Origin of the sequence: Escherichia coli (genome assembly GCF_036503815.1) — a bacterium.
Taxonomy (GTDB): Bacteria; Pseudomonadota; Gammaproteobacteria; order Enterobacterales; family Enterobacteriaceae; genus Escherichia; species Escherichia coli_F.
The window spans coordinates 1,080,798-1,100,711 of record NZ_AP027764.1 but is presented as its reverse complement, the minus strand read 5'-3'; the positions used below and the strand labels follow the sequence as shown (position 1 = coordinate 1,100,711).

The following is a 19,914-nucleotide window of genomic DNA, read 5'->3' as shown; positions in this document are numbered from 1 at the left end:
AAGGATAATTTATGCCCCTCTTACACCTGCTCCGCCAGAATCCGGTGATTGCTGCCGTTAAAGACAATGCCAGCCTGCAACTGGCAATCGACTCTGAATGCCGGTTTATTTCCGTGTTGTACGGCAATATCTGCACCATCAGTCATATCGTCAAAAAGATTAAAAGTGCCGGGAAATATGCCTTTATTCATGTCGATTTGCTGGAAGGCGCATCAAATAAAGAAGTAGTAATTCAGTTTCTGAAACTGGTGACCGAGGCGGACGGCATTATCAGTACCAAAGCGTCAATGCTAAAAGCGGCGAGAGCGGAAGGCTTTTTCTGTATTCATCGCTTGTTTATTGTCGACTCGATTTCTTTTCACAACATTGATAAGCAGGTTGCGCAATCGAATCCTGATTGTATTGAAATTCTGCCAGGCTGTATGCCTAAAGTGCTGGGCTGGGTAACGGAGAAAATCCACCAGCCGCTGATTGCTGGCGGGCTGGTGTGCGATGAAGAAGATGCGCGTAATGCGATTAACGCCGGTGTAGTGGCGCTTTCTACCACGAATACCGGGGTCTGGACGTTAGCGAAAAAATTGCTTTGACGAGATAATCGTAACGAATTGAATTTGTGTGATTTGTAGGCCACATGCCAAATCCGGCATTCAGCGCCTGATACGATGCTTGACGCGTCTTATCAGGCCTACAAGTCACCAGCCCAGAACCGTAGACAGGATCATCCGGCAGCACGTTATTGGCAATCTGCGTGAATGGTTGTCACCAGTGCCTCCAGCACCGCTTTCCAGTCATCAACCACGCCAACATCTGCCTGTGAAAATACCGCCGCACTGGCGTCATGATTAATCGCCACCACAAACTTGCTATTGCGGACGCCCGCCATTAACGCTGCTGCGCCGGAAGCACCAACAACAATACACACCTCAGGTGCCAGCAGATGTCCTGAAATACCAATCACTTTTTCAGCATCAACGCCACCGTTCATCACTCGTGCCCGACTGTAGCCCACTTCGGCTCCCAGCTTTTCTGCCAGCATAGCGATTTCCTGGTTATCTGCCTCTCCGCCCTGCCCCACCACCAGCACCCGTCTGGCCTCAGCTAATGGGTCGCGGGTAACATTTTTCAGGTTTTCTATGCTAACCAGCCAGTCGGGAAGCGCACCTGGGACAATGTTCAGTTGCTGCATACCAGAGGGCAACGAGGCGTTTTTATCTGCTCCCGCCTGACGCGCCAGGGAGAGGCATAGCGGGCGTTTTTCTGTTTGCAGCGTCGCCGTTAGCGCATTTCCCCAGTGGGATTTGTGCACGTTTACGGTTGGAATATCTAATGAAGTCACCTGGCAAATGCTTGCACCATGTAAACGCCAGGCCAGCCGTGTCGACAGTTCATCACCAAACGTTCCCGGCGGAAAGAGAACAACGTCCGCAGGCGTTCGCTGCCACTGTTCCACCAGCGCATCCAGTACCTGCTCTGCGACCATCGGCTGTGGTTCTATTTGCCAGTGCGCCAGGGCACAACCGCTGAAATCCTGCGCCGCCAGCCAGTTCGCTATTGCGGCATGGTCCTGATTTATTGTCACAATTGCGATATTCATGGCTGCATCCTCTGGCACAAATAATCCCGCCACAGTTTTTGCGCTTTTTCTGCTACCGTTGGCCCATCAAGAAGCGTTGCACCGCGTCGTTGCTCTGGCCTTTCCAGTTGCCGGCACTGCATCGCTGACGATTCAGCAGTAACAGTTTTGCGGATAATTTCAGCTTTCCCCGCCGCCATACGCTGGCGCATTCCCGGTACTGGCAAGGCCACCTCGCCACACTGGCGTACGGCAATCACCACAGGCAAGCGAACCCGACAACAGCGTAATCCATGTTCAGTACGCTGTTCGAGCGAGATAAACGGTGCGTCGAGAGTAAAACGCTCCACCTGAGTAAAACAGGGCCAGGTCAGCATTTCCGCCAGCAAAAATGGCGTTTGCCCGTTCTGCCCTTCGCTGCTCTGGCAGCCGGTAATTATCAGATCCAGCGGATTCTGGCACTGCCATTCGGCAATATGCCGGGCGACAAATTCCGGTGCAAAGCGCAGATCTGCCGCCGTCTCCAGCAATACTGCCTTCTCAAACCCCAACGCCATAAGATAGCGCAGCCAGTGCAACGCCCGTTCATCCCCCATGCTCAACGCGGTTAAAGACATCGACGTACCGTTTTTTCTCTGCGCCAACAGCAGCGCGGCGGCAGCCTGTTCATCAGCACCGAGTAAACTTCGCAGTAGCGAAACATCCGGTCCGCGATTACCCTGAGCCGCCGCCTGCCACTCTTTTTCCGCCAGCATTCCGGCATCCGGTTCGGCTTTAAACGCTAACAGAATGTTCATTCGCACCTCCTACATTTCCCGCCGCCACCAGCGGGAGTGCTTTGGTTTCTGGTGCCCATAGCCAGGTCACGACAAAACCAACCAACAACACTGCCGCCAGGAGCAATAAGGTGACTTGCATTCCCCACTGTGCCAGGACCCACGGCAGCAGGCCAGTACTTACCGCCGCGCCCAACCGACTCATGGCGGTGGCAAAACCGACGCCCAGCGAGCGAATGTCAGTAGGAAAACTTTCCGCAGGCAAAATGCCCACCAGATTACTGACTGCCGAAATGGTGGTGCTGAAGAGAACAAAAAGCAGCAGCGTTAATGAACTGCCAGAAGGCAAACAGGCCATCACTACCAGCGTTGCCGCCAGCAGTAAAAAACTTCCAAGTAAAAATTTGCGATGTGCCAGCAGGTGCGTCAGAAATAATCCCAGCAGCGCGCCCACAATTAACAACGCATTAAGCATCAGGCTGGCAGTCAGCGCATCTTCCAGTCCAATAGTCTGGGCGATAGTTGGCAGCCAGGTATAAATCACAAACCATGGGATTACGAGGCAGACAAAGAAGACGCTGTTAAACGCCGTGCGCCGCCAGTAGCGCGAAGAGAACAAGGTTTTGATGTGTTTATGGGTCGCCGTTGCCACTTCATCGCCCAGTAAAACATGGGGACCAAAATAGCGATGCACGATAGCGTGAGCTTCTGCAAAACGCCCCTGGCGCAGTAGCCAGCGTGGCGATTCTGGCGTTCCCCAACGTAACAACGTAATCAACAGGGCAGGAAATGCCGCCGATGCAAGTAACCATCGCCAGGCTTCGGGGCTTTCGCTAATAAAGAGATGTCCGGCAAGGCTTGCCAACACATAGCCTACGGTCCACACCACGCTGAAAGCGCCCAGCAAAATACCGCGATGGCGGCGCGGGGAAAATTCAGCCAGCAAGGTGTGACCTACTGAATAGTCGCCTCCCAGACCAATGCCGATCAAAATGCGCAGTCCAATAAGATGCTCTGGCGTGGTGGCAAAAAATTGCAGGAACGAGGCGAGCGTAATCAGCATAAAGCTGAAGGTGAAGATTTTTTGCCGACCAATATGGTCGGAGATCCACCCCAAAACCAGGCTACCGATAAACAGGCCAAGTAGCGCCGAGCCGCCAATCATTCCCGCCATAAACGGCGTCAGTTGCATGGCGGGCGTAAGCTGAATAATGGCGTAACCAATGACGCCGAGAACATAACCGTCGGTCAGGTGCGCGCCGAAAGTGAGCGCAGCAATTCGACAGTGAAAACGGTTAAGCGGTAAATCATCCATTCGCACCGGTGAAGTGTTCATCTTTACCCCTTCATTGTCCGGTAATAAGAACGGCTTCCCTGTTGAGAAGCCGAAAAGACAACGCCCCGTCATCGCGAAACGCTGCCTGACACATTATTTTTCAATCGGATAAATAGTACCCGTATTCATAATACCGTTAGGATCGAACTGTTTTTTCAGCCCTTCCAGCAACGCCCACGCGCTACCGTGTTCCAGTTTGCTCCAGTGAACGCGATGTTTACCGATACCGTGATGGTGTACCATCGAACCGCCGAGGCGAATGGTTTCTTCGCAGATGATTTTGTTGAGCGGATTGTGGTATTTGTCGATTTCCTCTTCCGGCTTACAGTCAACGACGTTGTAGTCGTAGACGAAGTACATGTTGGTGCCGTTCTGATAGCTATGAGAGGAGTGACCGCCCAGCATGGTGATGTCGTCGGCGTGCGCGAACTCGGTACGAATACGGTTAATAACGCTTTCGTAGATTTCGTGTATGCAACTCCAGCAGCCGGACACTTCGGTGGTAAAGCCCATGTTGCCGGTTTTGAGGATCTGCACACGTTCGGCAGCCACTTTATCCGGTCCCCAGTTCAGGTTGTTAAACCAGGTTTCGATCAGCTTACTGTCCACGCGCTGGCATTGCGGGTAACGTGCCACGATTTCTGCAATCCCTTCGCCCGTCGCCTTCGCAATGCGAGGGTTACCTTCAGCCATAAAGATCAGCACGCATTTTCCGTCGGCAAAATGGGTGAAGTGTTGGGTGCCATCTTCAGCGTCATACAAACGAGCGATCGACGGACGATATCCTTCCACCATGATTTCACGCAGGATGTTGAAGCCGGTCTTCATGTCTTCCAGGATATAGCCATAAAAGAGGTTGTTTTCGGGAGTGAATTTAAAGATTTTCACAGTGACTTCAGTGATATAGCACAATGCGCCTTCGTTGCCGATGATGATGTGACGAATGTCCGGACCCGCCGCGCGTCGTGGCACGTTTTTAATGCGTGTCACGGTGCCATCAGCCAGTACTGCTTCCAGGCCAACGACCATATCCTCGATTGCGCCGTAGAGTGTGGAGAACTGCCCGATACTACGGGTCGCCACCAGTCCACCCATCTGCGCCAACGGTTTTGACTGCGGAGAGTGCCCCGTGGTGTAACCTTTTTCACGCAACGCGTTTTCCAGCACTTCCAGCGGAACGCCACATTGCGCCGTCGCCTGCATATTCTCTATATCAATATTAATGATTTGATTCATTGCAGAGCCATCAAGCACTACCGAGTTTTCCACAACGGTTTCCAGCCCACCTTCGGTAGCGGAAGCCCCGGTACGCGGCACACCGTTAATTTTGTGTGCATTCATAAAATTCAGCACACGGGACACTTGCTCTGTGGAACCGAGTTTTACGACCGCTGCCGGAATAGGCAAAGTATAAATACCATGAATATCCGGAAATTTACGAAAACGATCAATACTGTTTTTCTTCAATACCGTTTCATCGGTAATTACGCGATCTGCACCAACAATTTCCTTTAGCTGGTCGACAATCGCTGCGCGAGATAAAGACATAGTAATTCCTTCCTGATAATAAAAATGGAATAGTCATTAATAAAAGAAATCAGAAACCACCGTTATGGATTAGCGCACTAAATAACCGCCATCAACCACTAATAAATGCCCGTTGACATAATTCGATGCCGGACTTGCGAGAAATACGGCTGCGCCCATTAAATCCTGAGTATCGCCCCAACGATTTGCTGGAATATGATCAAGAACGCGCTGATTGGTTTCTGGATTACTGCGTGTCGCCAGGGTGATATCGGTAGCGTAATATCCTGGGGCAATACCATTTACCTGAATATTATATTGACCTAATTCATCGCAATAGGCTTTGGTAAATCCGGCAAGGGCGTGTTTAGTGGCAGAATAAGCAGGTGACCATTGACCACCTAAGTAAGAAAACAGTGAACAGATATTAATGATTTTACCGCTTTTCTGCGGGATCATAATTTTTGCCGCTTCGTAGCTTAACTCGAATGCGGCGGTCAGGTTCACGTCAATCATCGGGTCCCAGTCGGCACGACCGAAATCCAGCACCTTATTCAGCTTACATATACCGGCATTGTTAACCAGAATATCGACGGTGCCGAAACGTTCACAACAGGCGGTAATTATCTTCTGCGGCGCGCCTTCTGCGGTGATATCCACCTGCATGAAGTCCACCTCAACACCCTGTTTTTCAATCATTTCCTTTGTTTCGCCATTATCTTTAACGAAACTTGGAATAAAGATATTTGCGCCTGCTTTTGCCAGCGCCATGGCAAATGCCTGGCCTAAACCGCTATTCCCGCCGGTAACAATTGCGGTTTTACCTTTCAGGGAGAAAAAATCCATTGAGAACGCATTGAGAGATTCGATTGACATAGTTAGCTCCAATTTCCGTAAGGCAAAAAAAAAGAAAGGTAACTTCCCCCGCGAGAGGGAAGTTACCTTTCTCATTATCTCTGGTAACTGGAGATAATTTTTATCATAAGGGAATAAGTGCTAATGTGATCGTAATCACAGTGTGATATTCGAATTGTCAAATAATTTTAAAAAGCAGAAGCGTGATTACTCTCACACAACACCACTGCTTTCCATGTTATTTCTTATTGCAATTACTAGAGACCTGAGAAAAGTAATCCACCTGAAAGGGCGGCTTACTTTTCTCTTTTTTTTGTCTATTACAAATGGGAATACGATATGCAACACAACTCATATCGCCGTTGGATAACCCTCGCGATAATTAGTTTTAGCGGCGGCGTTAGTTTCGACCTGGCTTATTTACGTTATATTTATCAAATTCCCATGGCGAAATTTATGGGATTCAGCAATACCGAGATAGGTTTAATAATGAGTACCTTTGGTATTGCGGCTATTATTCTTTATGCCCCCAGCGGCGTTATTGCCGATAAATTTTCACACCGCAAAATGATTACTTCCGCGATGATCATTACCGGATTGCTGGGTCTGTTAATGGCAACGTATCCACCGCTGTGGGTAATGCTCTGTATTCAGGTCGCCTTTGCGATAACGACGATTTTAATGCTGTGGTCGGTGTCGATTAAAGCCGCATCGTTGCTTGGCGATCATAGCGAGCAGGGGAAAATTATGGGCTGGATGGAAGGGCTGCGCGGCGTCGGTGTAATGTCGCTGGCGGTGTTTACCATGTGGGTCTTTTCTCGCTTTGCACCGGATGACAGCGCCAGCCTGAAAACGGTCATTATCATCTACAGTGTGGTCTACATTTTATTGGGGATTCTGTGCTGGTTTTTTGTTAGCGATAACAACAACCTGCGCAATGCCAATAACGAAGAAAAACAGTCATTCCAGCTTAGCGACATCCTGGCCGTTTTGCGCATCAGCACCACATGGTACTGCAGCATGGTGATTTTTGGCGTCTTCACCATCTACGCCATTCTGAGTTACTCCACCAACTATCTGACCGAAATGTACGGCATGTCGCTGGTGGCGGCGAGCTACATGGGGATTGTGATCAACAAAATCTTCCGCGCACTGTGCGGCCCACTTGGTGGCATTATCACCACCTACAGCAAAGTGAAATCCCCTACCCGCGTGATCCAAATCCTTTCCGTACTCGGCCTGCTGGCGTTAACTGCCCTGCTCATCACGAACTCTAACCCGCAATCGGTCGCGATGGGGATTGGTCTGATTTTACTTCTGGGATTCACCTGTTACGCCTCACGCGGGCTGTACTGGGCCTGCCCTGGCGAAGCGAGAACACCGTCTTACATTATGGGCACCACGGTAGGTATTTGTTCGGTGATTGGATTCCTGCCGGATGTCTTCGTTTACCCAATTATCGGCTACTGGCAAGACACCCTGCCCGCGGCAGAAGCCTACCGCAATATGTGGCTGATGGGCATGGCGGCGCTTGCCATGGTGATCGTCTTTACCTTTTTGCTGTTCCAAAAAATTCGTACTGCTGATAGCACCCCCGCAATGGCTAGCAGCAAGTAAGCCAGGAAAATTACAGGAGAAAAATCATGTCGAAAAAATACATCATAGGGATTGATGGCGGAAGTCAGAGCACAAAAGTGGTGATGTACGATCTGGAAGGTAACGTGGTTTGCGAAGGCAAAGGCTTATTACAACCGATGCACACTCCAGATGCCGATACCGCAGAACATCCTGACGATGATTTATGGGCATCATTATGTTTTGCTGGTCACGATTTGATGAGCCAGTTTGCCGGGAATAAAGAAGATATTGTCGGCATTGGTCTGGGATCTATCCGTTGCTGCCGTGCGTTATTGAAAGCCGATGGCACGCCAGCTGCGCCGTTGATTAGCTGGCAGGATGCACGCGTTACACGCCCTTACGAACATACGAATCCTGACGTGGCATATGTCACCTCTTTTTCGGGTTATCTGACGCATCGCCTAACCGGCGAGTTTAAAGACAATATCGCCAACTATTTTGGTCAGTGGCCGGTGGATTATAAGACCTGGGCATGGAGTGAAGATGCCGCAGTCATGGAGAAGTTTAATATCCCCCGTCATATGCTGTTTGATGTGCAAATGCCAGGCACTGTTCTTGGGCATATCACACCACAAGCCGCGCTGGCGACACATTTCCCGGCTGGGCTGCCGGTTGTTTGTACCACCAGTGATAAACCGGTAGAAGCACTGGGAGCCGGGTTACTGGATGATGAAACTGCGGTAATTTCTCTTGGTACCTACATCGCGCTGATGATGAACAGCAAAGCACTGCCGAAAGATCCGGTAGCGTACTGGCCGATTATGTCTTCTATTCCGGAAACCTTGCTGTATGAAGGTTACGGTATTCGAAAAGGTATGTGGACGGTGAGCTGGCTGCGCGACATGCTAGGCGAGTCGTTAATTCAGGATGCCAAAGCACAGGATCTTTCACCGGAAGATTTGCTCAACAAAAAAGCTTCTTGTGTGCCGCCTGGCTGTAATGGTCTGATGACGGTGCTGGACTGGTTGACCAATCCGTGGGAACCGTACAAACGCGGGATTATGATCGGCTTTGATTCCAGCATGGATTACGCATGGATATATCGTTCGATACTGGAAAGCGTGGCGCTGACGCTGAAGAACAATTACGACAATATGTGTCATGAAATGAATCACTTTGCGAAACATGTGATCATTACTGGCGGCGGTTCGAACAGCGATCTGTTTATGCAGATTTTTGCCGATGTATTCAACCTTCCGGCACGCCGTAACGCCATTAATGGTTGTGCAAGCCTGGGGGCAGCGATTAATACGGCGGTAGGTCTGGGGCTATACCCGGATTACGCAACGGCTGTCGACAAAATGGTTCGCGTGAAAGATATCTTTATGCCGATTGAGAGCAATGCCAAACGCTACGACGCGATGAATAAAAGCATTTTCAAAGACCTAACCAAACACACTGATGTGATCCTGAAAAAATCGTATGAAGTGATGCATGGTGAGTTGGGGAATGCAGATTCGATCCTGAGCTGGTCTAATGCGTAAGTGAGGAAGACCGGGCGGGAAACTGCCCGGCCTGAACATACCTGAATGGTTATCCCCGCTGGCGCGGGGAACATAAGTTCGACAACATCAAGAATTATAACAAGTCCGGTTTATCCCTGTTTTTACAAGGAATATTAACTACAATCGATGTCCTTAGAATAAAAGACTACGCGAATCGTACTTTATCAATTTTCACTTAAAGTATGAACTGGATATCTTTATTCATAAGAACTATTCATCAACAGCGTATAGAGGCGATTATGTAAAATCACTCATTAGCCTCAAAACAAAGACAAACTTCCAGATTTATTACTTAATCAATGAATAATAAGCTTAAAAAACAAACCATTATCCTAAAGAAAAAATTAACAAACATCAATTCAATATTAAAAAAATAATATATGATAATTTCTTAATGATTTAAGTATCATACAACTAACACTTTAATTAAATTTGATTTTTTGTATCGATAATTGTGAACTTCTCATATATGGAGAGCTATTTTGAACATGAGGTGTTACGTGGATATGTTGCTTAATACGAGTACTGCTAATATAAAAACTTGAGAAAGAGATAACGGGTTATATGGTCCCGCTGACGTGGGGAACTCAGTATTTATGTCTCTGATTTAACGGGAGATATCGGTTTATCCCCGCTGACGTGGGGAACTCTCTAAACATAACCTATTATTAATTAATGATTTTTTAAGCCAGTCACAATCTACCAACTTTACAGGATCACACAAACAACACACCCATTATGTTAAAGAGCACTTAATTCATTGATTGAAAAGCTAAATATTTAAAGTAATCCTATACCGACTAAAATCCACCAAACTTTACCGCAATAATTTTCACTCCAACGAAAAATTAACGCCAGAGAATTTGTAGAGAATGATAATGATTAGTCCAGGATGGGCAAAATGGAGTTTTTTCAGAGGCGACAAAGAATATAAATGAGTGGAAGTCTTTACAGGTTCCACCCATTTATAACGCTTATAAATGTTTAATCAGGCAATATTTAAATATTTATGTGTTTGCATCGATAAACGCCAGTTACGCGCAATACAGGTTTCAATGCACAAACGTGTGGCATCGTCCTTCTGGCTAATTGGCTGCAGTGCAATGACTCGTGGTTTATCATCGGTCAGCGTTGCCAGTAGTTCATCCAGTGCTTCAATATCACGTACGCGTCCCACTGGATGCTTGATTTCGTTGGCTCGCTCCAGTGCCTGTGACAACACTTCATAGCCGCCGCGCATGTTCAGCTTTGGCGATACGGTAACCCAGGTATTCGGCGTGCAGCGTACTTCATGAGTACCGCTGGTTTCGATCTGGCAGCTAAAACCGTTCTTTTCGAGCAGGTCAGTCAGTGGCAGCAAATCATGAATGCAAGGCTCACCACCCGTAATCACCACATGCCGCGCGGTGTATCCCTGACGACCAATGACAGCCAGCAAATCTTCACTGCTCGCCGCCCCCCACTTATCACTCTCTTTGGTCTTCGCCAGAATGCTGAAAAGTGAGACTTCCCGATCCTCAAGCTTTTCCCAGGTGTGTTTGGTGTCGCACCAGGCACAGCCGACCGGGCATCCCTGTAAACGAATAAAAATGGCGGGGACGCCGGTAAAGTAACCCTCACCTTGCAGGGTCTGGAACATCTCGTTAATCGGGTACTGCATAGCATTCTCTGTGAAGTGGATAATTGTTAATTATTGCAGATCCTGCCACAACAATCATGTCTTATTAACATTCTGTTACAGGCAGGTTTAAGGCAAAAAGTGGATTAGATCATAAAGAATAAAATGAAGTGGCGTATTATGTTTTAAGGAATTAATTAAAAGGAATTTAACCATGCTCAGAATATTCATCGTAATTATATTTATTTTCAATTTATCAGGCTGTGGATATAACGATATTCAAACCTATGATGAGCAGGTTAACGCTTCCTGGTCTGAGGTATTAAATCAATATCAACGTCGCGCCGATCTTATTCCTAATCTTGTCGCTAGTATTAAAGGTTATTCCAGCCATGAACAAGAGGTACTGGAAGCCGTAACATTGGCACGTAGTCAGGCTAATCGCGCCAGTAGCGATCTTCAGCAAACTCCGAGGGATGAACAAAAATTACAAGTCTGGCAACAAGCTCAGGCGCAGGTGTCTCGCACTCTCGGTCAGTTAACGATAATTAGTGAACGTTACCCTGAGCTAAAGGCCCAGGAACTCTATCAAAATTTGATGGTACAGCTCGAAGGAAGTGAAAATCGAATTGCCGTTGCGCGAGGAAGATATATTAAAGCCATCGAACAATATAATGTCACTATCCGCAAATTCCCCGCAGTGTTAACCGCAAAAGTCATGGATTACACACCGAAGAAAAATTATTTGCCGGATGATGTCGCCGCTGTGAGTAAAGCCCCGACAATAGATTTTAGCCAGAATACTAATGCTCATTAAGCGAGGAAGTCCTGTGCGAAATTTTATCTTCCTTATGGCTTTCTTTTGTTCATCTGTGTTTGCCATACAAATTCCAGTGCCTGAATCACCCAGGTATGTGAATGACTTAACCGGTAAATTGACGAACGATGAAGTAAATACTTTGACCAATCAGATTAAAGAGCTGACGCAAAAAAGCCACGCACAACTGGTCGTGTTAGTGGTTGAAACAACGGGCGATGAAACCATCGAGCAGTACGCTACGCGGGTATTCGATAGCTGGAAACCGGGTGATAAAGACCGCGATGATGGCGTTCTACTGTTAGTCGCCTGGCAGGATCAGGCCGTGCGTATTGAAATCGGTTACGGACTGGAAGGCGTTATTACGGATGCGCAGTCCGGGAAAATTATTCGCAACAGTATTATTCCGGCATTTAAAAATGGCGACCTGGCTGGCGGCTTGCAAAAGGGAATAAGCGATATTGATAATCGTCTGACGGGGAATAATTTAGCAACGATAACACCGACCGATCACCCTTTGCCCTTTAACGGTTGGTGGGCTTTGTTAGTCTGGGCAATAGTACTGACCTTTATTTCCGCCAGAGGATATTTCAAAACGCTGGGACTAATTTGCTTCACAGCTATTGTACTGGCCTTTGTTTTACCTATAGCAGGTTTCGGCGGAAGCTGGGGAGTACTCGCAACATTACTCTGCTTCGCCACACCGTTCCTGGCTGTCGCCATCGCTTTTACCCCCTTCGGCAAAAAGGTTCGGGATTCGATGCGTAGTGCCAACCGACCGTCACGCTACGAAAGAAGTAACTCGGCCTCCTGGCGTTCTTCATCATCGTCGTCATCTTCCTCTTCATCCTCTTTTGACAATGATAATTTCAGCGGCGGCGGCGGTTCTTCAGGAGGCGGCGGTTCATCCGACCGTTGGTGATCGTTATGCGTATAATCCTTTTTCTACTCACTTTATGGTGCCTTCCTGTGCTTGCCCAGCAAATTGCTGTGCCGGAGCTGCGCCAACAGGTGACCGATATTACTGGTACCTTAAGCACGTCTGAACAACAATCACTGACACAACAGCTGCAGGATATTACACAAAAAACACGGGCACAGGTCGCCGTATTAATAGTGCCATCCACCGGAGACGATACCATTGAACAATATGCAACACGCGTTTTTGATAGCTGGAAACTGGGAGATAAGCAGCGAAACGATGGCATTTTACTTCTGGTTGCCTGGGAAGATCATGCTGTTCGTATAGAAGTCGGCTATGGGCTGGAAGGGGTGGTTACCGACCTGCAAGCGGCAAAGATTATCCGTGATATATTAATCCCTGCTTTCAAAAGTGATGACCTGATGGGGGGGTTAACACTGGCAAGCGAAAATATCGGCGCACTTCTGATGAATGGTGAATTACCGGAAGGCAGGGGGAATTATTACAGTATCAATCCCCCTATCCCATTTTCGCTTGCTGTACTTATATTGCTGGCAGTGCTTTCATATTTTATTGTTTTTACCGATCCGTCGAATCTACCCTGGATAACTCTCACTGCCGCAATTTACGGGATGGTATTCCTCTATGTTGCCGAGCCAGGACCATGGACGAATTTAATCGTTGCCTGCGGTATGTTAACGCCTTTTGCGATCGTAGCGCTGCTTATCTTTTGGCTTATCGTTAATAAAAAGCTACGAGCCAAATACAAGACGCTCGGTAAAGAAAGAGCTTCAAGAAAAGGTTCTTCTTCATCCTCTTCCGGTGGCGGCTCAAGTGGCGGCGGATTTAGCGGAGGTGGCGGTTCTTCTGGCGGTGGCGGCGCGTCTGGCCGCTGGTAACTCAGCCATAAAAAATGCCAGCCCGAAGGCTGGCATTTTTAAATCAGATAAAGTCAGGCTTATGCCTGGCCTTTGATCTCTTTACGACCGTTGTACGGTGCTTTTTCGCCCAGAGCTTCTTCGATACGAATCAGCTGGTTGTATTTAGCAACACGGTCAGAACGGCTCATAGAACCCGTTTTGATCTGGCCTGCAGCAGTACCAACAGCCAGGTCAGCGATGGTAGCATCTTCAGTTTCGCCAGAACGGTGAGAGATTACTGCAGTGTAGCCAGCGTCTTTCGCCATCTTGATTGCAGCCAGAGTTTCGGTCAGAGAACCGATCTGGTTGAATTTGATCAGGATGGAGTTAGCGATGCCTTTTTCGATACCTTCTTTCAGGATCTTGGTGTTGGTTACGAACAGGTCGTCACCAACCAGCTGGATTTTGTCGCCCAGAACTTTGGTCTGGTATGCGAAACCGTCCCAGTCAGATTCGTCCAGACCGTCTTCGATAGAAACGATCGGGTACTGTTTGGTCAGTTCTTCCAGGAAGTGAGTGAATTCTTCAGAGGTGAATGCTTTGTTGCCTTCGCCAGCCAGAACGTATTTACCGTCTTTGTAGAATTCAGAAGCTGCGCAGTCCATCGCCAGAGTGATGTCTTTGCCCAGTTCATAGCCAGCAGCTTTAACAGCTTCAGCGATAACAGCCAGAGCTTCAGCGTTGGAACCCAGGTTCGGCGCATAGCCACCTTCGTCACCAACAGCAGTATTCATGCCTTTCGCTTTCAGAACTTTTGCCAGGTGATGGAAAACTTCAGAACCCATGCGGATGGCTTCTTTCACAGTTTTCGCGCCAACCGGCTGAATCATGAATTCCTGGATATCAACGTTGTTGTCAGCGTGCTCACCACCGTTGATGATGTTCATCATCGGAACCGGCATGGAGTATTTGCCCGGAGTACCGTTCAGTTCAGCGATGTGCTCGTACAGCGGCATGCCTTTAGCGGCAGCAGCAGCTTTGGCGTTAGCCAGAGATACAGCCAGGATTGCGTTCGCGCCGAATTTGGATTTGTTTTCGGTGCCGTCCAGGTCGATCATGATCTTGTCAATGCCAGCCTGATCTTTGGCATCTTTGCCAATCAGCGCCTGAGCGATCGGGCCGTTAACTGCAGCAACAGCTTTAGTTACGCCTTTGCCCAGGAAACGGGATTTGTCGCCATCGCGCAGTTCCAGAGCTTCACGGGAACCAGTAGAAGCACCTGACGGAGCAGCTGCCATACCGACGAAACCACCCTCCAGATGTACTTCGGCTTCAACAGTCGGGTTACCACGGGAGTCGATGATTTCACGACCGATGATTTTTACGATTTTGGACATTAGGTTTTCCTCAAGTCACTAGTTAAACTGAAACTCCAGACAAACAACGCGTACCCTGGGTACGCGTTGCCGTTCTAACTTTTTTACTTACTTCGCCTGACGTTTCTGGAACTCACTGGCGGCTTTCACAAAGCCTGCAAACAGCGGGTGGCCATCACGTGGAGTAGAAGTAAACTCCGGATGGAACTGGCAAGCCACGAACCACGGGTGATTCGGAACTTCGATGATCTCGACCAACTGATCATCCCCGGAACGGCCCGCAACGCGCAGACCTGCATCTTCAATCTGTTTCAACAGCATGTTGTTGACTTCGTAACGGTGACGATGACGCTCAACAATTGTCGGCGCATTGTACAGCTGGCGAACCAGGCTATCGTCAACCAACTGGCACTGTTGTGCGCCGAGACGCATGGTGCCGCCGAGATCGCTCTTCTCGCTACGAACTTCAACGTTGCCGTTTTCATCGCGCCACTCGGTAATCAGCGCCACAACCGGGTACTTACAGTCTGGCACAAATTCCGTAGAGTTGGCGTTATCCATGTTGGCAACATGGCGAGCGTAATCAATTAACGCCACCTGCATACCCAGGCAAATGCCCAGATAAGGAATATTGTTCTCACGCGCAAAACGCGCGGTCGTAATCATGCCTTCTACGCCACGATAGCCGAAACCGCCAGGTACGAGGATTGCGTCCAGACCTTTAAGGATTTCAACGCCGCGCGTTTCAACATCTTGTGAATCGATCAGTTTGATGTTGACGCTGACACGATTCTTCAGCCCACCGTGTTTCAGTGCTTCGATCACGGATTTGTAAGCGTCCGGCAGTTCAATGTACTTGCCGACCATACCAATGGTGACTTCACTTACCGGATTCGCTTCTTCGAAGATAACCTGTTCCCATTCGGACAGATTCGCTTCCGGGCAGTTTAAGCTGAATCGTTTACAAATATAATCGTCCAGCCCCTGCGATTTCAACAGGCCCGGAATTTTATAGATGGAATCGACGTCTTTCAGAGAAATAACCGCTTTTTCCGGAACATTACAGAACAATGCAATCTTCGCACGTTCGTTCGCCGGAACAGCGCGATCTGAACGACAAATCAGGATGTCAGGCTGGATACCGATGGAGAGCAGTTCTTTTACAGAGTGCTGAGTCGGTTTGGTTTTGACTTCACCAGACGCCGCCATGTACGGCACCAGCGTCAGGTGCATAAACAGGGTGTGCTCACGGCCAATTTCAACAGCCATCTGGCGAATCGCTTCAAGGAACGGCAGGGATTCGATATCACCTACAGTACCGCCGATTTCTACCAGTACCACGTCATGACCTTCGCCGCCTTCCAGCACGCGCTCTTTGATAGCGTTAGTGATGTGCGGAATAACCTGTACGGTTGCGCCGAGGTAGTCGCCGCGGCGTTCTTTGCGCAGAACGTCAGAGTAGATACGACCCGTGGTGAAGTTGTTGCGGCGGCTCATTTTGGTACGAATGAAACGCTCGTAGTGCCCCAGGTCCAGGTCGGTTTCAGCGCCGTCTTCAGTAACGAACACTTCCCCGTGTTGGATTGGGCTCATAGTACCTGGATCGACGTTGATGTACGGATCCAGTTTCATGATGGTCACATTGAGGCCACGGGCTTCAAGAATGGCTGCGAGGGAGGCTGCGGCAATGCCTTTACCCAGAGAGGATACGACCCCGCCGGTCACAAAAATATAGTTCGTTGTCATGCTGAACCTGAGAAGTTAGGTTGAAAAGACGATGGAATAACCAGGACGGGAAAGCAGTATACCCGAACATGACCTGTGCCACAAACTTTCATTATCCCTCCTCTTCGCCAGCGCACCATTGAAATCAGGAGTGAGAAAATAGCCCCTTTGGGGTAAATGTTTTTGACGCAAATCAAGCGCTTGTCATTTAAAAAATGACACAAATCGCGCTTGACCACGTAATTCCCTTAGAGATCAATTTCCTGCCGTTTTACCTGTTGCCAGACTTCTTCCATTGTTTCGAGGTCAACACCTGTCATTTCCAGTCCACGCGCGGCAACAATACGCTCCACTTCGCGAAAACGACGCTCGAATTTTTCGTTCGCTTTTTGCAATGCGATTTCCGCTTTTGTCCCTAAATGACGAGCCAGATTGACCGTGGCAAACAGCAGGTCACCCATTTCCTCCTCCAGTTTAGCCTGGTCGACAACAGCCTGCCGCGCCTCGTACATCACCTCGTCGATCTCTTCGTAGACTTTATCGACTACCGGACCAAGCGTCGTCCAATCGAAGCCAACGTTGGCGCAACGTTTCTGGATTTTTTGCGCACGCATTAAAGCCGGTAAACTACGAGGAATATCGTCCAGCGCCGAATGCTGCGCTTTCTGCGCGCGCTCTTCGGTTTTGATTTGCTCCCAACGGGCAAGCACTTCACTACTGTTTTCGGCAGAACTGTCAGCAAAAACATGCGGATGGCGACGCTCTAATTTATCGCTAATCGCAGCGCAAATATCATTAAAGTCAAAGCGCCCTTCTTCCTGGGCCATTTGTGCGTAAAACACCACCTGGAACAGCAGATCGCCGAGTTCACCGCGCAGATCGTCAAAATCTTCACGGGCAATGGCGTCCAGCACCTCGTAGGTTTCTTCAAGGGTGTAAGGTGCAATGGTGGCAAATGTCTGCTCTTTATCCCACGGGCAGCCGTTTTCCGGGTCGCGAAGACGCTGCATAATAGTGAGCAAACGGTCGATTTGATTCATTAGAATGTCCTGAAAATTGCGGGTCTGTCAGGTGTAATACCTTCGAGTAAAAGATACCGCTGGATACAGCTGATGCCATATCCAGCTATGCAGATTAATTCCCATGCAACCGACGTGCGTCGATAACATCCGGCACCTGGTTGAGTTTACCCAGCACGCGGCCCAGCACTTGCAGGTTGTAAATCTCAATAGTCATGTCGATGGTTGCCAGTTGCTGTTTGGTGTCGCTACGGCTGGCAACGCCAAGCACGTTCACTTTCTCGTTGGCGAGAATGGTCGTGATATCACGTAACAACCCACTACGATCATTAGCCACCACGCGGACCACCAGCGAATATCCGGCGGAGTAGCTCTCACCCCATACCGCGTCAACAATGCGTTCTGGCGCATGGGAGCGCAGTTCCGCCAGTTGTTCGCAATCGGCGCGGTGTACTGAAATACCGCGTCCCTGAGTAATGAAACCAACTATTTCATCACCAGGAATAGGCTGGCAGCAGCGCGCGATGTGGTGCATCAGGTTGCCGACACCTTCTACCACCACACGACCGTTATCTTTACTGCGGTTTTGCGGCGTATAGCTTTTTTGCTGAAGTTGCTTCAGCGCGGCGGCATCCTGCTCTTCGGCACTCGGCTTATTAAATTGCGATTGCAGGAAGTTCACCATCTGATTGAGACGGATATCCCCGCCACCAATCGCTGCTAACAACTCGTCGACATCATTGAAGTTGTAACGCGGCAGCAGATGTTTTTCTGCTTCTTTCAGGCTGATCCCCAGATGTTCCAGCTCGTCGTCAAGGATTTGCCGCCCTGCGAGAATGTTTTTGTCACGATCCTGTTTACGGAACCAGGCGTGAATTTTCGAACGCCCACGGCTGGTTGTGACGTAACCGAGGTTTGGGTTTAACCAGTCACGGCTGGGGTTCGGCTGTTTCTGTGTGATAATTTCAATCTGGTCGCCCATCTGCAACTGGTAGGTGAACGGCACAATGCGCCCGCCTATTTTTGCCCCGATGCAGCGGTGTCCGACATCACTGTGGATGTGGTAAGCGAAGTCCAGCGGCGTTGATCCCGCAGGCAAATCAACGACATCACCTTTCGGCGTAAAGACATACACCCGGTCGTCAAAGACCTGGCTGCGTACTTCGTCGAGCATTTCGCCGGAATCAGCCATCTCTTCCTGCCACGCAATCAGTTTACGCAGCCAGGCAATTCGGTCTTCATGTCCCGAACGTGCGCCGCCAGCTGCCGCGCCTTCTTTATATTTCCAGTGCGCAGCAACACCCAACTCTGCATCTTCATGCATCTGTTTGGTGCGGATTTGGATCTCAACGGTTTTGCCACCCGGCCCCAGAACCACGGTATGAATAGACTGATAACCGTTTGGTTTCGGGTTAGCAACGTAATCGTCAAACTCATCCGGCAGGTGGCGATAGTGAGTGTGCACTATCCCCAGTGCGGCATAACAATCCTGTAAACGCTCGGCGACAATACGTACCGCACGCACATCAAACAGCTCATCGAAGGCGAGGTTCTTTTTCTGCATTTTGCGCCAGATACTGTAGATGTGTTTCGGACGACCATACACTTCAGCTTTAACGCCTTCAGCTTTCATCTCAGCGCGCAGATGACCGACAAACTCTTCGATATAGTGTTCGCGGTCGAGACGGCGTTCATGCAGCAGTTTTGCGATGCGTTTGTATTCGGTCGGGTGGAGATAACGGAAGCAGTAATCTTCCAGCTCCCATTTCAGTTGTCCAATCCCAAGACGGTTCGCCAACGGCGCGTAGATATTGGTGCACTCTTTTGCCGCCAGTACGCGCTCATCTTCCGGCGCGTCTTTTACTTCGCGCAGATGAGCAATACGCTCTGCCAGTTTGATGACCACGCAGCGGAAATCATCGACCATCGCCAATAACATCCGGCGAACGTTATCGACCTGTTCGGAGGAAACAGAATCAGTATGCGTCGCTTTCAGCTGGCGGATCGCCGCCATATCACGCACGCCGTGAATAAGGTTAACGACCGACTTACCGACGCTCTCACGCAGCACATCTTCGCTAACTACGTTGGCATCCGCCAGAGGGAACAGCAGCGCCGCCCGCAGCGTGTCAATGTCCATACTTAATGTCGAGAGGATCTCCACCATCTCAACACCACGCCACAATAACAGACTGGCATCCGGATGCCCCTGCGTCTGTTGCAGACAATACGCCCAGGTTTCGGCTAAGCACTCACACGACTTCTGGCTGGTAATACCCAGACTTGCGATCCATTTTTCCGGATCAAATTCACCAGCCTTATTGATATGTGCACTTCTTACCGCAACCATCGTCCTCTCCTTTAGGG

At 49.2% G+C, this 19,914-nt stretch carries 15 protein-coding genes and 1 pseudogene; 6 read left to right on the top strand and 10 right to left on the bottom strand.

Annotation, left to right across the window (positions count from 1 at the left end; translation table 11 throughout):
* Positions 1-11: 11 nt before the first annotated feature.
* Complete coding sequence (ygcP, locus tag AABJ99_RS05255) at positions 12-587, top strand: glycerol-3-phosphate responsive antiterminator (protein ID WP_039021107.1); 576 nt, start codon at positions 12-14, stop codon at positions 585-587.
* 146 nt (positions 588-733) lie between these two features.
* Here the strand turns inward: ygcP and ygcQ are convergent, their stop codons facing one another.
* From ygcQ to ygcW, 5 genes are all read right to left on the bottom strand, one after another.
* Complete coding sequence (gene ygcQ / locus AABJ99_RS05250; protein WP_039021106.1) at positions 734-1,594, bottom strand: electron transfer flavoprotein subunit alpha/FixB family protein; 861 nt, start codon at positions 1,592-1,594, stop codon at positions 734-736.
* Entirely contained in the window at positions 1,591-2,370 is a 780-nt protein-coding gene (gene ygcR, locus AABJ99_RS05245; protein ID WP_039021105.1) for an electron transfer flavoprotein subunit beta/FixA family protein, read from the bottom strand. The genes ygcQ and ygcR overlap by 4 nt, the downstream gene beginning before the upstream one ends.
* Positions 2,348-3,757, bottom strand: a complete 1,410-nt coding sequence (gene ygcS / locus AABJ99_RS05240; protein WP_187440667.1) for an MFS transporter — start codon at positions 3,755-3,757, stop codon at positions 2,348-2,350. Before ygcS ends, ygcR begins: the two co-directional genes overlap by 23 nt.
* A 21-nt stretch (positions 3,758-3,778) precedes the next feature.
* Positions 3,779-5,233: an FAD-binding oxidoreductase gene (ygcU, locus tag AABJ99_RS05235; RefSeq protein ID WP_000059297.1), complete on the bottom strand. Its 1,455-nt coding sequence runs from the start codon at positions 5,231-5,233 to the stop codon at positions 3,779-3,781.
* A gap of 69 nt (positions 5,234-5,302) precedes the next feature.
* Positions 5,303-6,088 carry an SDR family oxidoreductase gene (gene ygcW / locus AABJ99_RS05230; protein WP_000021332.1) on the bottom strand — a complete coding sequence of 262 codons (786 nt, stop codon included), beginning with the start codon at positions 6,086-6,088 and terminating at the stop codon, positions 5,303-5,305.
* Positions 6,089-6,406: 318 nt separating this feature from the next.
* On the opposite strand from ygcW, the gene yqcE reads away from it, so the two are divergent.
* Entirely contained in the window at positions 6,407-7,684 is a 1,278-nt protein-coding gene (gene yqcE / locus AABJ99_RS05225; RefSeq protein WP_039021103.1) for an MFS transporter, read from the top strand.
* A 26-nt stretch (positions 7,685-7,710) separates the two neighbouring features.
* Positions 7,711-9,189 carry an FGGY-family carbohydrate kinase gene (ygcE, locus tag AABJ99_RS05220; protein ID WP_039021102.1) on the top strand — a complete coding sequence of 493 codons (1,479 nt, stop codon included), beginning with the start codon at positions 7,711-7,713 and terminating at the stop codon, positions 9,187-9,189.
* Positions 9,190-10,198: 1,009 nt separating this feature from the next.
* On the opposite strand, the gene queE is transcribed toward ygcE, so the two are convergent.
* Positions 10,199-10,870, bottom strand: coding sequence for a 7-carboxy-7-deazaguanine synthase QueE (gene queE, locus AABJ99_RS05215; RefSeq protein WP_001199973.1), 672 nt, complete (start codon positions 10,868-10,870; stop codon positions 10,199-10,201).
* A 172-nt stretch (positions 10,871-11,042) separates the two neighbouring features.
* Between queE and AABJ99_RS05210 the strand changes: the two genes are divergently transcribed.
* The 3 genes and pseudogenes from AABJ99_RS05210 (at position 11,043) to AABJ99_RS05200 (ending at position 13,466) form a co-directional block, all read left to right on the top strand.
* Positions 11,043-11,645, top strand: coding sequence for a LemA family protein (locus AABJ99_RS05210; RefSeq protein ID WP_039021101.1), 603 nt, complete (start codon positions 11,043-11,045; stop codon positions 11,643-11,645).
* A 13-nt stretch (positions 11,646-11,658) separates the two neighbouring features.
* Positions 11,659-12,330, top strand: a pseudogene (locus tag AABJ99_RS05205) (TPM domain-containing protein); the annotation flags it as partial.
* Positions 12,331-12,563: 233 nt separating this feature from the next.
* Positions 12,564-13,466: a TPM domain-containing protein gene (locus AABJ99_RS05200; protein ID WP_148936342.1), complete on the top strand. Its 903-nt coding sequence runs from the start codon at positions 12,564-12,566 to the stop codon at positions 13,464-13,466.
* A gap of 59 nt (positions 13,467-13,525) precedes the next feature.
* Here AABJ99_RS05200 and eno read toward each other — a convergent pair whose 3' ends face one another.
* From eno to relA, 4 genes are all read right to left on the bottom strand, one after another.
* Positions 13,526-14,824, bottom strand: coding sequence for a phosphopyruvate hydratase (gene eno, locus AABJ99_RS05195; RefSeq protein ID WP_000036723.1), 1,299 nt, complete (start codon positions 14,822-14,824; stop codon positions 13,526-13,528).
* An 87-nt stretch (positions 14,825-14,911) separates the two neighbouring features.
* Positions 14,912-16,549 (bottom strand): glutamine hydrolyzing CTP synthase, encoded by a 1,638-nt coding sequence (pyrG, locus tag AABJ99_RS05190; protein ID WP_000210873.1) that lies wholly within the window; start codon positions 16,547-16,549, stop codon positions 14,912-14,914.
* A gap of 227 nt (positions 16,550-16,776) precedes the next feature.
* Positions 16,777-17,568: a nucleoside triphosphate pyrophosphohydrolase gene (gene mazG, locus AABJ99_RS05185; RefSeq protein ID WP_001071648.1), complete on the bottom strand. Its 792-nt coding sequence runs from the start codon at positions 17,566-17,568 to the stop codon at positions 16,777-16,779.
* A gap of 94 nt (positions 17,569-17,662) precedes the next feature.
* Complete coding sequence (gene relA / locus AABJ99_RS05180; protein ID WP_000226814.1) at positions 17,663-19,897, bottom strand: GTP diphosphokinase; 2,235 nt, start codon at positions 19,895-19,897, stop codon at positions 17,663-17,665.
* Positions 19,898-19,914 lie beyond the last annotated feature (17 nt).

What these genes read in the sequence shown, in the direction of transcription:
- ygcW (WP_000021332.1), bottom strand. Translation starts at nt 6,088, where the DNA reads ATGTCAATCGAATCTCTCAATGCGTTCTCAATGGATTTTTTCTCCCTG.
- ygcU (WP_000059297.1), bottom strand. Translation starts at nt 5,233, where the DNA reads ATGTCTTTATCTCGCGCAGCGATTGTCGACCAGCTAAAGGAAATTGTT.
- yqcE (WP_039021103.1), top strand. Translation starts at nt 6,407, where the DNA reads ATGCAACACAACTCATATCGCCGTTGGATAACCCTCGCGATAATTAGT.
- ygcQ (WP_039021106.1), bottom strand. Translation starts at nt 1,594, where the DNA reads ATGAATATCGCAATTGTGACAATAAATCAGGACCATGCCGCAATAGCG.
- AABJ99_RS05210 (WP_039021101.1), top strand. Translation starts at nt 11,043, where the DNA reads ATGCTCAGAATATTCATCGTAATTATATTTATTTTCAATTTATCAGGC.
- queE (WP_001199973.1), bottom strand. Translation starts at nt 10,870, where the DNA reads ATGCAGTACCCGATTAACGAGATGTTCCAGACCCTGCAAGGTGAGGGT.
- ygcS (WP_187440667.1), bottom strand. Translation starts at nt 3,757, where the DNA reads ATGACGGGGCGTTGTCTTTTCGGCTTCTCAACAGGGAAGCCGTTCTTA.
- eno (WP_000036723.1), bottom strand. Translation starts at nt 14,824, where the DNA reads ATGTCCAAAATCGTAAAAATCATCGGTCGTGAAATCATCGACTCCCGT.
- ygcR (WP_039021105.1), bottom strand. Translation starts at nt 2,370, where the DNA reads ATGAACATTCTGTTAGCGTTTAAAGCCGAACCGGATGCCGGAATGCTG.
- mazG (WP_001071648.1), bottom strand. Translation starts at nt 17,568, where the DNA reads ATGAATCAAATCGACCGTTTGCTCACTATTATGCAGCGTCTTCGCGAC.
- ygcP (WP_039021107.1), top strand. Translation starts at nt 12, where the DNA reads ATGCCCCTCTTACACCTGCTCCGCCAGAATCCGGTGATTGCTGCCGTT.
- ygcE (WP_039021102.1), top strand. Translation starts at nt 7,711, where the DNA reads ATGTCGAAAAAATACATCATAGGGATTGATGGCGGAAGTCAGAGCACA.
- relA (WP_000226814.1), bottom strand. Translation starts at nt 19,897, where the DNA reads ATGGTTGCGGTAAGAAGTGCACATATCAATAAGGCTGGTGAATTTGAT.
- pyrG (WP_000210873.1), bottom strand. Translation starts at nt 16,549, where the DNA reads ATGACAACGAACTATATTTTTGTGACCGGCGGGGTCGTATCCTCTCTG.